The sequence below is a fragment of the Halopseudomonas maritima genome, from assembly GCF_021545785.1.
Lineage (GTDB): Bacteria > Pseudomonadota > Gammaproteobacteria > Pseudomonadales > Pseudomonadaceae > Halopseudomonas > Halopseudomonas maritima.
On sequence record NZ_CP079801.1, the window covers coordinates 2,114,307 to 2,130,032 of the forward strand.

11 protein-coding genes are annotated in these 15,726 nt (G+C 63.2%); 8 read left to right on the forward strand and 3 right to left on the reverse strand.

Annotated elements, in window-relative coordinates; genetic code table 11:
* Positions 1-63 precede the first annotated feature (63 nt).
* Positions 64-1,017 (reverse strand): glutathione synthase, encoded by a 954-nt coding sequence (gene gshB / locus HV822_RS09730; RefSeq protein WP_238869800.1) that lies wholly within the window; start codon positions 1,015-1,017, stop codon positions 64-66.
* 225 nt (positions 1,018-1,242) lie between these two features.
* On the opposite strand from gshB, the gene HV822_RS09735 reads away from it, so the two are divergent.
* The 8 genes from HV822_RS09735 (at position 1,243) to HV822_RS09770 (ending at position 13,644) form a co-directional block, all read left to right on the forward strand.
* Entirely contained in the window at positions 1,243-1,656 is a 414-nt protein-coding gene (locus HV822_RS09735; protein ID WP_238869801.1) for a response regulator, read from the forward strand.
* 38 nt (positions 1,657-1,694) lie between these two features.
* A complete protein-coding gene (gene pilH, locus HV822_RS09740) occupies positions 1,695-2,060 on the forward strand; it encodes a twitching motility response regulator PilH (RefSeq protein WP_083725030.1) in 366 nt (121 codons plus the stop codon).
* Positions 2,061-2,111: 51 nt separating this feature from the next.
* A complete protein-coding gene (locus tag HV822_RS09745) occupies positions 2,112-2,648 on the forward strand; it encodes a chemotaxis protein CheW (RefSeq protein WP_238869802.1) in 537 nt (178 codons plus the stop codon).
* A 90-nt stretch (positions 2,649-2,738) separates the two neighbouring features.
* Positions 2,739-4,778 carry a methyl-accepting chemotaxis protein gene (locus HV822_RS09750; protein WP_238869803.1) on the forward strand — a complete coding sequence of 680 codons (2,040 nt, stop codon included), beginning with the start codon at positions 2,739-2,741 and terminating at the stop codon, positions 4,776-4,778.
* A gap of 56 nt (positions 4,779-4,834) precedes the next feature.
* Positions 4,835-5,716: a CheR family methyltransferase gene (locus tag HV822_RS09755; protein ID WP_275419342.1), complete on the forward strand. Its 882-nt coding sequence runs from the start codon at positions 4,835-4,837 to the stop codon at positions 5,714-5,716.
* A gap of 2 nt (positions 5,717-5,718) precedes the next feature.
* Positions 5,719-12,174 carry an Hpt domain-containing protein gene (locus tag HV822_RS09760; protein ID WP_238869804.1) on the forward strand — a complete coding sequence of 2,152 codons (6,456 nt, stop codon included), beginning with the start codon at positions 5,719-5,721 and terminating at the stop codon, positions 12,172-12,174.
* Positions 12,167-13,138 carry a chemotaxis protein CheB gene (locus tag HV822_RS09765; RefSeq protein WP_238869805.1) on the forward strand — a complete coding sequence of 324 codons (972 nt, stop codon included), beginning with the start codon at positions 12,167-12,169 and terminating at the stop codon, positions 13,136-13,138. The genes HV822_RS09760 and HV822_RS09765 overlap by 8 nt, the downstream gene beginning before the upstream one ends.
* Before the next feature lie 32 nt (positions 13,139-13,170).
* Positions 13,171-13,644: a chemotaxis protein CheW gene (locus HV822_RS09770; RefSeq protein WP_238869806.1), complete on the forward strand. Its 474-nt coding sequence runs from the start codon at positions 13,171-13,173 to the stop codon at positions 13,642-13,644.
* Position 13,645: 1 nt separating this feature from the next.
* Here the strand turns inward: HV822_RS09770 and HV822_RS09775 are convergent, their stop codons facing one another.
* Positions 13,646-14,881, reverse strand: a complete 1,236-nt coding sequence (locus HV822_RS09775; protein ID WP_238873581.1) for an ATP-binding protein — start codon at positions 14,879-14,881, stop codon at positions 13,646-13,648.
* Between the two features lie 68 nt (positions 14,882-14,949).
* Complete coding sequence (ompR, locus tag HV822_RS09780; protein ID WP_238869807.1) at positions 14,950-15,672, reverse strand: osmolarity response regulator transcription factor OmpR; 723 nt, start codon at positions 15,670-15,672, stop codon at positions 14,950-14,952.
* Positions 15,673-15,726: the final 54 nt, after the last annotated feature.

Sequence of the window (15,726 nt, forward strand, 5' to 3'; positions counted from 1 at the left end):
GTCACGCTGCCAGTCACGGCAGCGCGCAGGGTTTCAGCTGGGCGCCGAGGTGCGCGGCACGTCCTAGCGTGCCTGCAGCATCGCCTCGATGGCATCCATCAGACGGCCACCAATGTCGGTGTCGTAGGCGGCGTCGATTTCGCGGATGCAGGTCGGGCTGGTGACGTTGATTTCGGTGAGGTAGTCGCCAATCACGTCAAGGCCGACAAACAGCAGGCCGCGCTCGCGCAGGGTGGGGCCCACCTGTTCTGCAATCCAGCGGTCGCGGTCGGTCAGCGGGCGCGCCTCGCCGCGGCCGCCGGCGGCCAGGTTGCCGCGCGTTTCACCCTGTTGTGGAATGCGCGCCAGGCAGTAGGGCACCGGCTCGCCCTGGATCATCAGGATGCGTTTGTCGCCATCCTTGATCTCCGGCAGATAGCGCTGCGCCATGATCTGCTGGGTGCCGTGCTGGGTCAGGGTCTCGATAATAACGCTGAGGTTGGGGTCGTTCTCTCTTATGCGGAAAATCATGGAGCCGCCCATGCCGTCGAGCGGTTTGAGAATAACGTCACGGTGCTGCAACGCGAATTCGCGCAGAATGTCGGCGCGCCGGGTGACGATGTGATCTGGCGCGCATTGCGGGAATTGTGTAGCGAACAGTTTTTCATTGCAGTCGCGCAGACTGGCAGGGCGGTTGACGATCAGTACGCCATCGCGCTCGGCGGCTTCGAGGATGTGAGTGGCGTAGAGGAATTCGTTGTCGAACGGCGGATCCTTGCGCATCAGGATCACGTCCAGGCTGTCCAGCGGGGCTTTGGTTTCCTCGCCCAGCTCGTACCAGCGATTGGGGTCGGCGAATACCTGCAGCGGACGCAGGCAACCGTGGGCCTTGCCGTCGACCAGATAGAGGTCTTGCGGCTCCAGGTAGAAGAGCTCCCAGTCGCGTTGGGCGGCGGCCAGCAGCATGGCCAGTGAACTGTCTTTTTTGTAATGGATCGCGTTGATCGGGTCCATCACGATACCGAGGCGAATTCGCATGGGTAGTCTGTATTCCAGGCTGTTGCAGGGGGCTTCGAGTGTAGCGCTGCCATCGCTTGGCAGCCAGTGCTGGCGCTTTTGGCAAGCTGTATCGCGGCTGGGATGGGTTTATAGATTGGTCGCAGAATCTATGCTAAAAGTACGGCGACAGGGAATTGGCTGGTCAGCGGCTGCGTCGGCGTGGCCAACAGGTACGACCCTCCATCAATAACAAAGGCTGGTCTTATGGAAGAAAATTTCGAGAGCCTGAAGGTCATGGTGATTGACGATAGCAAGACGATTCGACGCACAGCAGAAACCCTGCTGAAGAAAGTCGGATGTACCGTCATCACCGCGGTCGACGGCTTTGACGCGCTGGCCAAGATTGCCGACAACCACCCGGATATCATTTTTGTCGACATCATGATGCCCCGCCTGGACGGCTATCAGACCTGCGCGTTGATCAAGAACAATAGCGCCTTTCGGGCTACACCGGTGATCATGCTGTCCAGCAAGGATGGCCTGTTCGACAAGGCCAAGGGCCGCATTGTCGGGTCTGACCAGTACCTGACCAAACCCTTTAGCAAGGAAGAGCTGCTGGGTGCCATCCGCGCCCACGTACCGCAGCCCAGTAACGTGGCCGGCGCCGCTGGCGCCTGAGCGCGAACGCAACACAGAGCACAACCCGGGGGAGTCAGATGGCCCGCATTTTGGTAGTAGATGATTCGCCGACCGAGCTGTATAAGCTGACCGGCATGTTGGAAAAACACGGCTACGAGGTACTCAAGGCCGAAAACGGCGCCGACGGCGTGGCTCTGGCCCGTCAGGAAAAACCCGACGCCGTGCTGATGGACATCGTGATGCCTGGCCTGAATGGCTTTCAGGCCACCCGCCAGCTGACCAAAGACCCGGAAACCGGGCACATTCCGGTCATCATCGTGACCACCAAGGACCAGGAAACCGACAAGGTGTGGGGGACGCGCCAGGGTGCCAAGGACTATCTGACCAAACCGGTCGACGAGTCCACCCTGATCAAGACCCTGAAAACCGTACTCGGCAGCTAGGGCTCTGGGCCGAGTCACTTGATGCCGGATAACAACGAGAACAGGGACGGCATGTCAGACCTTCAACATCCCTTCGAGCTGCTCCAGCAGCTTGCCAGCCAGTGTCGCCAACAGGCTGCGGGCCTTCCGTCGCAAGACGTGGTCAGCGAAACCTGGAGTGGCGTTGGCTTCCGCCTGGCGGGCAGCACCATGCTGGCCGCCATGGGCGAGATCACTGAAATCCTGCACGAACCGCGTTACACCGCATTACCCCGGGTCAAGGCCTGGGTTCGCGGTGTGGCCAACGTGCGTGGCCGTCTTTTGCCGATTGTTGATTTGAGTCGCTTTTTTGGCGTGACCCCCGGTGCTGCACGCAAGCAGCGCCGGGTGTTGGTGCTGGATCGCGACGATCTGTTTGTCGGCTTGCTGGTAGATGAGGTGTTGGGGATGCAGCATCTGCCGGTGAATACCTTCAGCACCGAATTGCCCGAGCTGGAGGCGCAGGTACGACCCTATGTCGTCGGGGCGTACCGGGGAGAGCGCGAGGCGCTGGTGTTTAACTTTCGCGCCCTGGCACACGACCAGCAGTTTCTGGACGTTGCCATCTGATCGACATTGGCGCGGGTGCGGCTTTGCCGCGGCCGCGACGGGAGCATGTAGCCAGTAATAACAGCCGTAGGCCAGGTAGGGGCCAGTCATATGAAGATTATTGATACACAGACGCTGTCTTCCTTGCGCAGCAACCGCACGATACTGGGTCTGGGTGCCGTGCTGCTTATTTCGCTGGCGCTGCTGATCGCCAACTTCTTTTACCTGAACACGCAAAGCTCACGCGATACCGAATACATCGGTCACGCCGGTGAGCTGCGCGTTCTGTCCCAGGAAATTTCCAAGTCAGCGACCGAAGCCGCGACGGGTACGCCGGAGGCCTTCGGCCTGCTGCTGGCCGCGCGGAACGATTTCCAGCAGCGCTGGGATTACCTGGTGAACGGTGATCCGGCGGCCAACCTGCCGCCGATGCCGGCCAGCCTGCAGGCCCAGCAGGCCAAGGTACAGGCTGACTGGGACCGCATGCGAGCCAACGCTGACGCCATTCTGGCCAGCCAGACCACGGTACTGTCGCTGCATGAGGTTGCTACCACCCTGTCCGATACCGTGCCGCAGCTGCAGGTCGAATACGAAGACGTGGTGGACGTGCTGATCGCCAGTGAGTCGCCGGCTGATCAGGTGGCCATTGCCCAGCGTCAGTCACTGCTGGCAGAGCGTATTCTCGGCTCGGTAAACCGGGTACTTGAAGGGGACGAGGACGCGGTCATGGCGGCCGACAGTTTCGGCCGTGACGCCAGTCTGTTCGGCCGCGTGCTGCAGGGCATGCTTGAGGGTAACGCCAGCATTGGTATCACGCGGGTAAGCGACCCGGATGCCGCCAGTCGACTGCAGGAGATTCAATCGCTGTTCCGCTACGTATCGGACTCGGTTGATCAGATTCTGCTGACCTCCCCCGAGCTGTATCAGGTACGTACCGCCGCCAACGAAATCTTCTCTGGCTCCCAGCTCATGCTGGACAACCTGTCAGAGCTGAACCGCGGTTTTGAGGCGCGCGCCGACTCCCGAGTCGCCAACACCCTGTTGGGCTATGTGCTGGCGGCCATTGCTTTTGTTTGTCTGCTGCTGATCGGTATTCAGCTGACCCGCGATACCCGTGAGCGTCTGGCCGAAACCCGCGAAAAGAACGAGCGTAACCAGGCGGCGATTCTGCGTCTGCTCGATGAGATCGGTGACCTGGCCGACGGTGACCTGACCGCCCAGGCAACGGTCACCGAGGATTTCACCGGCGCCATCGCCGACTCCATCAACGAATCCATTGACCAGCTGCGCGCCCTGGTACAGACCATCAACGAGACCGCGCAGGAAGTAGAGCAGGCGGCCCAGGACACCCAGGGCACGGCCATGCATCTGGCCGAGGCCTCCGAGCACCAAGCGCAGGAAATTGCCGGCGCCTCGGCGGCGGTGAACGAAATGGCGGTGTCCATTGACCAGGTATCGGCCAACGCCTCCGAATCGGCGGCGGTAGCGGAGCGCTCGGTAGCCATCGCCAACAAGGGCAACGAGGTGGTACAGAACACCATCGTCGGCATGGATACCATTCGTGAGCAGATTCAGGACACCTCCAAGCGAATCAAGCGTCTGGGCGAATCGTCCCAGGAGATCGGTGACATCGTTAGCCTGATTAACGACATTGCCGACCAGACCAACATTCTGGCTTTGAACGCGGCGATCCAGGCCTCCATGGCCGGTGACGCAGGTCGCGGCTTCGCGGTGGTTGCCGACGAAGTTCAGCGTCTCGCAGAACGTTCATCGGCGGCGACCAAGCAGATCGAGGCGCTGGTTAAAACCATTCAGACCGATACCAACGAAGCGGTTATCTCGATGGAACAGACCACCTCCGAGGTAGTTCGTGGTGCGCGTCTGGCGCAGGACGCCGGTGTGGCACTGGAAGAGATCGAGAAGGTATCGACCAGCCTGGCAGCCTTGATTCAGAACATCTCCAACGCAGCACGGCAACAGGCATCCTCTGCAGGCCACATTTCCAACACCATGAACGTGATTCAGGAAATTACCTCGCAGACCTCCGCCGGTACCACCACCACCGCGCGCAGCATTGGTGAACTGGCGAAACTGGCCGAGGCCATGCGCCAGTCGGTTGACGGCTTCACCCTGCCGCAGCAGGGCGACTAAGCTGAGTCGGGTGGCAGGGAGCTGCCACCCGGAAACGCCGAGTGCGAGGGTCACACGTGCAGACAACGCAAAACTGGTCGCTGCAGCAGCTGCCGGACATGGACACGCAGCAGTTTCGACAGTGGCAGACATTGCTCGAGGCGCGCACTGGCGTGTGCGTCAGCGATCAGCGCAAGACCTTTCTGCAAACCAGCCTGGGCGCGCGTATGCGCGAGCTGAACCTGCGTGACTACCAGGCCTACTACGAGCATGTGACCCAAGGCGCCGCCGGGGCCGTGGAGTGGTCTGCACTGATCGATCACCTGACCGTGCGTGAAACCAGCTTCATGCGCCATCGCCCGTCCTTCGATGCGGTTGGTCGCCACCTCGACCGGCTGCTGGAAGGCCGCCCGGCAGATCGGCCGCTGCAGCTGTGGAGCGTGGGTTGCGCCAGCGGCGAGGAGGCCTACTCGCTGGCGGTGATGGCCGAGCAGAGTCTGCGCAAGGCCAAGGCGTCGGCCAGCTACGGCATTTGGGCCACCGACATCAGTCTCAAGGCGCTGGAGCAGGGGCGTACTGCCATCTATTCCGGGCACCGGCTTGGCGGGCTGAACGAGCGCGAACGACGCGAGTGGTTGCAGCCGCTGGCCAACGACAAACACGAAGTGGCGTACGGTCTACGTGACCGGGTCTGCTTTTCTCGTCTGAACATTCTTGAACTGGCCCAGGCTCCGATTCAGGACCTGGATATCATCTTCTGCCAGAACCTGCTCATCTACTTCCGTCGCTGGCGTCGTCGCGACCTGCTGAACCTGCTGGCCAGACGCCTGGCTCCGGGTGGCATGCTGGTAATCGGACTGGGTGAAATCATGGACTGGAATAATCCCCTGCTCGAGCGTTTGCCTGATGATCAGGTACAGGCCTATGTGCGCCGGGATAGCATTGAACGTCTGGAGTGACTATGGGTGATCGGCATGATTATGTCGCGCTTGACTGGGTTAAGGGCGAGATATCCGAAACGCTAAATCAGGCGCGACAGGCACTTGAAGCCTTTGTCGAAAACCCTGAAGACTCGACTCGTCTGCGCTTCTGCCTGACCTATATTCATCAGGTCCACGGCACACTGCAGATGGTCGAGTTCTACGGTGCAGCGCTGCTGGCCGAGGAAATGGAGCAACTGGCCCAGGCGCTGATGAATGGCAGCGTTGGCCGCGAAGGCGAAGCGCTGGAAATTCTCATGCAGGCGATCCTGCAGATGCCAGCATACCTGGATCGCGTGCAGAGCGGTCGGCGTGATTTGCCGATGGTGCTGCTGCCGCTGCTCAACGATATGCGCACGGCCCGCGGCGACAAGCTGCTGACCGAAAACGCACTGTTCAGCCCTGAGCTGGAGGGGAGCGACAGCCCGGCCGAAAGCGACGACCTGGCCGACCTGAGCGACGAGCACACCGTGCGCCAGCTGCGCAAACTGCGTCAGGCGCTGCAGATGGCGCAGGCCGGCGTAATCCGCGGCCAGGATGTGCCCCTCAATAGCCGCCACCTGCGCAATGTGTTTGCCCGCCTTGAAGCGCTGTGCCAGGGCGCACCCTATGGCCGCCTGTGGGCGATCTTCGCCGGCGTGGCCGAAGGGCTGGAACTGGGGAGTATTGAGAACGGCGCCGCTGTGCGCCAGTTGCTGCGCCAGGCCGACCAGGAACTGCGCCAGCTGATGGGGCGTGGTGCCAGCGCCCTGCAGAGCAACCCGCCGCGCGAACTGTTACGCAACCTGCTGTTTTACGTAGCCAAGAGCGCCGACGGCAGCCCACGGCTGGATGCGCTGAAAGAGCGCTATCAGCTCAAGGGCACCTGGACCGATGAGCAGCGCGCCGCTGGTGACCGCCTGGTTGGTCCGGATCGCGAGGCCATGCAATCGGTAGCGCTGGCGCTCGGTGAAGAGTTACTGCAGGTCAAGGATCAGCTGGACCTGTTTGTGCGCAGCGACCGCACTCAGCTGGAGGGGCTGGAAAACCTGCAGCCGGTCATGAAACGTATCGCCGACACCCTGGCGATGCTTGGCCTGGGACAGCCGCGTCGGGTGCTGCTGGAGCAGATCGATCAGGTCGGCCGCTTGCTCAGTGGCGCGTCCGCCATGACAGACGCCGCGTTGATGGATGTCGCCGGTGGCATGCTCTATGTCGAGGCCAGCCTGCAGGGCATTCTCGGCCTGGAGCGCAACGAGCAGGGCGAGTCGCTGGATGGCGACATGCAGCGCCTGGCTGCCGCACAAGACATAGTCCAGGTGCACCAGCTGGTGGTGCAGGAAGCACGCAACGCGCTGGAAGAGACCCGCGAAGCCGTAAATGCCTTTATCGCCAATCAATGGGATCACAGCCAGCTGGCGCCCATCGATGACCTGCTTAATAGCGTGCGCGGCGGGCTTTCGATGGTGCCGCTGACGCGTGCCGCCGCCGCTGTTGCCGCCTGCCGTCGCTATATCCGTGAGCAACTGGTGGCTCGGCAGCAAGTGCCGGATTGGACCTCGCTGGATGCTCTGGCCGACGTTATCACCTGCGTTGACTACTACCTTGAGCGTCTGGCCGAAGACGATGCCGACCGTGGTGACAGCATTCTGGATGTGGCTGAAGAGCGCCTGCAATTGCTTGGCTATCACCCGGATCAACTGCCGGCGGAGCCCGCCGATGTGGGGCAGGACGACAGCGTGGAGCTGTCCGAGGACGCCGGAACCGAACTGGCAGCATCGCAGGCTGTAGCAGATACTCCCGAGCCCGAGCCCGAGCCCGAGCCCGTCGACGCCGCAGAGCCACCAGCTGCCGAGCCAAGTCGCGCCGCCGCCCTCAGCGATGACAGCGACGATGACGAGCTGGACCCTGAACTGGTCGAGATTTTTGTTGAGGAAGCCGGCGAAGTGCTGGACACCCTCAGCGAGTTTACCCCGCAGTGGCAGGCCGATCTGGATGACGCCAAGGCCTTGGGCGAAGTGCGTCGTGCCTTCCACACCCTCAAGGGCAGCGGGCGGATGGTGCAGGCCGGGGTGTTGGCCGAGTTGGCCTGGTCGGTCGAGAACATGCTCAACCGAGTTATGGATCGCAGCATCACGGCAAGCCCGGCGCTGTTCCGGGTGGTCAACGAAGTCCGCGCCTTGATGCCGCAGCTGGTTGAGGATTTTGCTGCTGGCCAGCAGCGTCCGCTGCCGGATATCGAGCGCCTGGCCGCCGACGCCGACGCGCTGGCGCGTGGAGATACTCCCACGCTTGATGCCTTACCGGTAGAAGCCGGTGAACCGGAACTGCTTGACGCGGCGCCCGCCGAGGACACACTGATTACCGAAGCCGAAGCCGAAGCCGAAGCCGAAGCCGAAGCCGAAGCCGAAGCCGAAGCCGAAGCCGAAGCCGAAGCCGAAGCCGAAGCCGAAGCCGAAGCCGAAGCCGAAGCCGAAGCCGAAGCCGAAGCCGAAGCCGAAGCCGAAGCCGAAGCCGAAGCCGAAGCCGAAGCCGAAGCCGAAGCCGAAGCCGACGGGATGGCGCCGCAGCCGCTGGATGTCGCGGCGCTGGACGATGTGCTGCCGCTCGACAGCGCGCCAGCTGACGAGCCCCTCGGGCAGACGCCGCAGGCCCAGGACTGGAGCGAGGCGTTGCCTGCTGCAGACGAAGACCACCCGCTTGACGTTGCTCCGACCGAGGACACCCTGTCGCCAGAGCCAGAGCCAGAGCCAGAGCCAGAGCCAGAGCCAGAGCCAGAGCCAGAGCCAGAGCCAGAGCCAGAGCCAGAGCCAGAGCTGGCAGCTGCCGGTGGCATGGACCCGGTGCTGCTGGATATCTTCCGCAACGAAACCCGCACGCATATCGACCAGATCAACGCGTATCTGGGCGAGTGCCGCGAGTACGGCCTGCCGCGCGCGCTCAGCGACGCGCTGCAGCGTGCCCTGCATACGCTCAAGGGCAGTGCGCACATGGCTGGGGTACAACCCATCGCCGTATTGGCCAGCCCGCTGGAAAAACTGTGCAAGGAGTTCAAGGCCAATCTGGTGTCAGCCGACGCCGCACTGGTCGATCTGCTGACTGACGCGGTGACCCTGTTCGAACAGGGGCTGCAGCAACTGGCGTACGACCCGCATGCACCCATTGCCGGCACCGACGACTTCCTGCAGCGCCTGCAGCAGCGCCACCAGCAGGGTCTGATGGCGCGAGAAACAGCGCGTGGCGAGCTGGAGGCCGGCGACAGCGCTGACCTGATGTCGATCTTCCTGACCGAGGGCATCGACCTGTTGCTGGACGTCAGTGACGAGCTCTCGATGCGCCAGACCGGGGCATCGCTTGAGCTGGACAGCGACGCTCTGGGCCAGGCGTTGGGCGCGCTGGTGGAGGTTGCCGGCGAGGTGGAGCTTGGCCCGCTGGAACAACTCGCCGACACGTTGCAGCAGGTCCACGAACGCCTGCATGGTGGGCTGTTGCTACTGGACGAGACGGTGCTACTGGCGTTGACTGATGGCCATGAGCGACTGATCAACATGATGGATCAGGTTGCCGCGCACCAGCACCTGTTGCCCGCCAGTCACGAGCTGCAGGCCTTGCAGGCGTTGATCCCTGGCGGCGTCGAAGCCGCCACGGCCCCAGTGTCAGCCAGCATGCTCGATAGCGGCACCTGGAACCCGGCTCAAGCCGGTACCGATGCCGAGCTGGTCGATATCTTCCTGGAAGAGGCGCAGGAAATTATCGACAGTGCCAGCGGCAGCCTGCAGCAGTGGATTGCCGACACCGGTAATACCATCGCAGTCGAGGCGTTGCAGCGTGATCTGCACACCCTCAAGGGCGGCGCGCGGATGGCCGAGATCCGGCCGGTGGGCGATCTGGCCCACGAAATGGAGTTTGTTTACGAAGGTCTGTGTGATCAGCGTTACCAGCCCAGCCCGGGGCTAATCGCCCTGTTGCATGCTTGCCACGATGCGCTGGCAGATATGGTCGAGGGCGTGGTTGCTGGTCGTCCGATCAGTGACGGCGCCGCGCTGATTGCTGCCATCAATGGGTTCCGCAAGAACCCTGGGCAAGAGCCTGCGTTGCCCGGCAGTGGCGTGGAGCCGGAAGCACCTGTGATGGCTGCTGCGCCAGTACCAGCGGCCAGTCCGGTGCTGCCGGGCATGCTGGCGATGTTTGTAGAAGAGGCGCGCGAACTGCTGGCGCCCTGTCAGACGTTGCTGCTGGAGCATGGTGATAATCCGGCCTCGGCAGCAGAGCTGCTGCACCGCGTTGAAACCCTCAAGGGCAGTGCACGCCTGGCGGGTCAGCAAGCCTTGGCCGATCAGGCGAAGCAGTTGGAAAGTGCCTTGCATGGCGGGTTGGCCAGCGCAGCGCAGCTGACAGCGCTGCAGCAAGCCGTAGACGCGCTGGCATTGGGTGCCGACTGGACGGCCCCGGCGCAGCCATCGGTAGCCCTCGCGCCGACACCATTGGTACCGGCCGAGACAGCACCTGCGGCCGCCGTGGTAAGCGATGGCCCCTCGCTGGCCGAGGTGAATGGTCTGTTGCGCGAGGCGATGGAAGCCAGCAGCCCTGGCCGTGCGGATGCCAGCAAGCGCAGCGCCAGCCAGGAAAGCGTCAAGGTATCGGCCAATCTGCTGGAGGAGCTGGTCAACCTGGCCGGTGAAACCTCCATCTTCCGTGGCCGTATCGAGCAGCAGGTGAGCGATGTCGGGCACCTGCTCGAAGACGTTGAAAGCACCATCGAGCGGGTACGTGACCAGTTGCGTCGCCTCGATATGGAAACCCAGGCGCAGATTCTGTCGCGCCACCAGGACGAGATGGGCGCTGGCTACGAAGACTTTGACCCGCTGGAAATGGACCAGTACTCACAGTTGCAGCAGTTGTCGCGCTCGCTGTTCGAGTCTGCCTCCGACTTGCTGGACCTGAAGGAAACCCTGGCGACCAAGAGCCGCGACGCTGAAACCCTGTTGTTGCAGCAGGCGCGGGTCAACACCGAGCTGCAGGAAGGCCTGATGCGCACGCGCATGGTGCCCTTCGAGCGCTTGCTGCCGCGCTTGCGCCGTGTTGTCCGCCAGGTGGCCGGTGAGCTCGGCAAGCAGGTGGAGCTGGTGGTCGGCAACGCCGAGGGCGAAATGGACCGCAGCGTGCTGGAGCGCATGATCGGGCCGCTGGAGCACATGCTGCGCAACTCGGTGGATCATGGTATCGAGCAGCCGCAGGTGCGCGGCCAGGCCGGCAAGGCACCGGAAGGTCGCATCTGGCTGGATCTGGCGCGTGAGGGTGGCGAGATTGTCCTGACCCTCAAGGACGACGGCGCCGGTATTCGTCTGGATGCCGTACGCAGCAAGGCGATCGAGCGTGGCCTGATGGACGCCGACGCGGAGCTGACCGATCAGGAAGTGCTGCAGTTTATTCTCGAAGCCGGTTTTTCCACTGCCGAGAAGGTCACCCAGATTTCCGGCCGCGGGGTCGGTATGGATGTGGTCAACGCCGAGGTCAAGCAGTTGGGCGGCAACATGGTCCTGAGCACAGACCCGGGTGCCGGCACCACCTTTGTTATCCGTCTGCCCTTCACCGTGTCAGTCAACCGCGCATTGATGGTGTACTCCGGTGAAGACCTGTACGCGATTCCGCTGAACACCATTGAAGGGATCGTACGGGTGTCCGGCTACGAGCTGGAAGCCTACTACGCGCCGGATGCACCGCCCTTCGAGTACGCCGGCAAGACCTACGACCTGCGCTATCTGGGAGACCTGCTGGTCACCGGCCAGCAGCCCAAACTGACCGGTCACAGCCTGCCGCTGCCGGTCATTCTGGTACGCGGTACCGAGCATAGTGTGGCGGTGCAGGTTGATGCCCTGGCCGGCTCGCGGGAGATCGTGGTGAAAAACCTCGGCAGGCAGTTCGCCGTGGTGCCGGGTATCTCTGGCGCCACCATCCTCGGCGACGGCCGCGTGGTGGTGATTCTCGATCTGCTGGCGGTGATTCGTGCGCAGCAGGCGCTGCACGCGCAGCAGCAGCTGGCGACTGAGCGTGTGGGTGATAGCGGGCAGTATGAAGAGCAGCGGCCAACGCTGGTGATGGTGGTGGATGATTCCATCACCGTACGCAAGGTGACCACGCGGCTGCTGGAGCGTAACGGCATGGAAGTGGTGACCGCCAAGGATGGGGTTGATGCCATCGCCAAGCTGCAGGACATCACGCCAGACATCATGTTGCTGGACATCGAGATGCCGCGCATGGACGGCTTTGAGGTGGCTACCCTGGTGCGTCACGATGAACAGCTGTCGCAGCTGCCGATCATCATGATCACCTCGCGTACCGGTGAGAAGCACCGTGAGCGCGCGCTGTCTATCGGGGTCAACGAGTACCTTGGCAAGCCCTACCAGGAAGCCCAGTTGCTGGAGGTGATTGCCGAGCTGGTAGCTGCGGGTGACTGAGACCACCCCGGCTATAGCGCTACTGGCTGGGCAGGCCGGCCAGCGCCAGCGCTTGGCGCAGGTGCTGGCGGACTTTGGCTACGCGGTGGTATTTGCCGATGAGCCGGCGAGCCTGGATGCCGGCGCACTGGCGCAGGTGCAGACTGACGCCTGGCTGCTGGAACTGGCTGAAGACTCGCCGTTGACCGACTGGCTGCTGGAGCATAGTGCCGTGCCCGTGTTGCTGGGTGCCGGCGAGATTCCCGCCGAGGAGAGCGAAGACTACCCCCGTTGGCAGCGGCGCCTGTATGGCAAACTGTTGCCGCTGCTGGGCGAGCCAGCGACTGGCCAGGCGCCAGGCCTGCCAAGCCCGCTGGTGCCTGCTGTGCGGCCGCAGCCGGCACCATGCGTCTGGGTGCTGGGCGCCTCGCTGGGCGGGCCGGCCGCGGTCAAGACCTTTCTCGATTGTCTGCCGGCTGACTTGCCGGTCGCTTTTATCTACGCGCAGCATATTGATGCCGGCTTTGAGCAGCAATTACCGCAGATTCTCGGCCGGCAGAACGACTGGCGCATCCTCAATTGCCAGCCGGGTGCGCACCTGCAAGCCGGCGAAGTGCTGGTTGCCCCGATTGCCCGCCGCCTGGCGTTTGGTGTCGATGGTGAGGTGCTGCTCAGCGACGCGCCCTGGCCCGGCCCCTATCGGCCTTCCATCGCGGCGGTGCTGGATGCGGTGTGCGATGGCTTCAGTCCGGCCTGTGGTGCGATTATCTTCAGCGGCATGGGCGAGGATGGGGTTGAGGCCTGCGGGCGCATGCGCCGTCAGGGTATCGAGGTGTGGACCCAGGACGCCGACAGCGCCAGTTGCTCAACCATGCCAGAGGCGGTGCGAGCCGCTGGCTTCAGCCAGCGTCAGGGCAACCCGGCACAGCTGGCGCAGGCGCTGCAGCATTGGCTGCGGCAGGAGTGGTCGGCGTTGGCCGGCTAGCAATCAATCAACGCAGCAAGGGAGTAGGGCGCATGTCTGAGGCGCTGGAGAGTATCAATGGTTTGATCGTGCCGCTGCTGAACGATCCGCTGCTGCTGCCAAACGTGGCGGTGGCCGAGCTGGTTGGCTACCGCCTGAGTCAGGCGGCTAATCAGGGGCCGGAGTGGTTCCTCGGCTGGACCCAGTGGCGCGACCAGCCGGTGCCGATGGTTGATCTTGATGCGTTGCGCGCCCAGGGAGGCGAACCGGCCGACGGCGCCCAGCCGCGCACCTTGATTCTGAACGCCCTGGGCGGCAGTGGTGCGCACTTTATTGGTTTGCGGGTGTGGGGGATTCCCCGTTCACGGCGACTGCTGCGCGAGGAGCTGCAGAGTCTTGAAGGGCCGTCCAGCTACCAGTTGCAGCGCGTCAGCGTAAGTGACGAGCCGCAGCCGCTGCTGATTCCCGATTTGCTGGCCGTGGAGCGGGCGCTGGAGCAGGCGGGCTTGCTGCGCCGTGCGTCCTGAGTCAGGCAGGGACTACAAAGCTCAGCCGTGCCTCGGTACCGCCACCCACCCGGTTGAGCAACTGCACACGGGCGCCGTGGCTGTCGGTAATGCGTTTAACGATGGCCAACCCCAGCCCGGTGCCCTTGGTCGAGCGGGCCTGGTCGCCACGGATGAACGGGCTGAACAGGGCATCGTTTTCCAGCGCTTCAACGCCCGGCCCGCGATCCAGCACACTGACCGTCAGTAGCCGCTGGCCGTCCTGGTTGTGCAGATAGGTGCACACCTCCACACCGCTGCCGCCGTGGACCAGTGCGTTGTCGATCAGGTTGATCAGCACTCGCTTCATCGACAGCCGCCGCAGGTTCAGGCTGGGTACCTCGGCCAGAAACAGGCGCACCACCTCGCCGTTACTATTCAGCGGCGCCACCACCTCACGTATCAGCTCGTTGATATCCGCCTGCTCGCTGGGCTCGGCGCTGCCGTCGCGGATGTAGCTCATGAACTGCTCGAGAATGGCGTCCATGTCTTCGATATCCCGGATCATGCCGTCGGTCAGCTCGGGTTCGGCGTCGGACAGCAGCTCGGTAGACAGGCGCATGCGGGTCAGGGGCGTGCGCAGGTCATGGGACACGCCAGCCAGCAGCATGGTGCGGTCGCGGTTGGCCTGCTCGACGTCCTGCGACATCTGGTTGAACGTGCGGTACACCTCGGAAATCTCCGAGGGGCCGCTGGTATCCAGCAAGCGCACAGTCTGCCCGCGGCCGATGCGCTGGGCGGCGCGCTCCAGCATTTTCAGAGGATGGTTCAGCTGGCGTACCAGCAGCCAGGCTGCTGCGGTCGACAGCATGCCGATCAGCGCCAGCCAGGTCACCACCAGCCAGATCCGCTGACCACGCAGCGGATGCGCGTAGAGTGGCACCTTGAGCCAGTAGTTGCCGTAAATTGGTTGATGAATCCAGATCGCGGGCTGGTTTTGGGTCTGCACCCGGACCTCGGTCTGGTCGCCTAGCTCGTCACGCAGCTGGTGGGTGAAGATGCCGGAGTAGGGCCAGTGCACTTCGCCCTGGGGCACCTGTTCGGGCACCATGATGCGGATACCGGTCATTTCCTCGATATCGTGGCGCGCAGCCGGGCCGCTGGCCCAGTAAGCGCGTACCAGCATGGCGGTGCCATGGCTGTACTGCCGGTCGACCAGCAGGTCTTCGTTGCTCAGCAGGTACAACAGGGTCAACACCTGTGAGAACAGGGTGACCATGAGTACCAACAAGATGGTACGGCCGAAGAAACTGCGTGGCAGCAGTGGGTGCCAGCCGGGGCCGCCCTTCACGTACTCTGGCCGTCCGGCACAAAGACGTAACCCACGCCCCAGACGGTCTGGATATAGCGCGGCTTGGATGGATCGGGCTCCAGCATGCGGCGCAGGCGAGAAATCTGTACGTCGATCGAGCGCTCCAGCGCATCCCACTCACGGCCGCGGGCCAGCTGCATCAGCTTGTCGCGGGTCAGCGGTTCACGCGGGTGGCGTACCAGCGCCTTGAGCACGGCGAACTCCCCGGTGGTCAGCATGTTGACCTCATTGCCTCGGGTCAGCTCGCGGGTGGCCAGATTGAGCGTGAACTCACCAAAGCTGACCTGATCATCGTCGGCGCTGGGCGCACCCGGCACCTGCGGCGCCTGACGGCGCAACACCGCTTTCATGCGCGCGACCAGTTCACGCGGGTTGAAGGGTTTGGGCAGATAGTCGTCAGCGCCGATCTCCAGGCCTTGAATGCGGCTGGTTTCGTCGCCCTTGGCGGTCAGCATGATGATCGGCGTGGTGTTGCCCTCGGCGCGCAGGCGGGCGCAGGCGCTCATGCCGTCTTCGCCGGGCAGCATCAGGTCGAGGACGATCAGTGAGTAGATTTCGCGGGCCAGCAGGCGATCCATCTGGGCGACATCCTCGACAGCCCGAACCCGATAGCCTTGCTCGCCCAAAAAGCGCTCAAGCAGTCGCCGCAGCCGTACGTCGTCATCGACAATCAGGATTTTTTCGCCTTCGCCTGTCATGGATACCTACCTGAATAAATGAGCTGGCATTGTGACCCAGGCCCCGTTACTTGC

Coding starts and splice junctions, on each gene's coding strand:
- gshB (WP_238869800.1), bottom strand. CDS start 1,017: ATGCGAATTCGCCTCGGTATCGTGATGGACCCGATCAACGCGATCCAT.
- HV822_RS09735 (WP_238869801.1), top strand. CDS start 1,243: ATGGAAGAAAATTTCGAGAGCCTGAAGGTCATGGTGATTGACGATAGC.
- pilH (WP_083725030.1), top strand. CDS start 1,695: ATGGCCCGCATTTTGGTAGTAGATGATTCGCCGACCGAGCTGTATAAG.
- HV822_RS09745 (WP_238869802.1), top strand. CDS start 2,112: ATGTCAGACCTTCAACATCCCTTCGAGCTGCTCCAGCAGCTTGCCAGC.
- HV822_RS09750 (WP_238869803.1), top strand. CDS start 2,739: ATGAAGATTATTGATACACAGACGCTGTCTTCCTTGCGCAGCAACCGC.
- HV822_RS09760 (WP_238869804.1), top strand. CDS start 5,719: ATGGGTGATCGGCATGATTATGTCGCGCTTGACTGGGTTAAGGGCGAG.
- HV822_RS09770 (WP_238869806.1), top strand. CDS start 13,171: ATGTCTGAGGCGCTGGAGAGTATCAATGGTTTGATCGTGCCGCTGCTG.
- HV822_RS09775 (WP_238873581.1), bottom strand. CDS start 14,881: ATGGTCACCCTGTTCTCACAGGTGTTGACCCTGTTGTACCTGCTGAGC.
- ompR (WP_238869807.1), bottom strand. CDS start 15,672: ATGACAGGCGAAGGCGAAAAAATCCTGATTGTCGATGACGACGTACGG.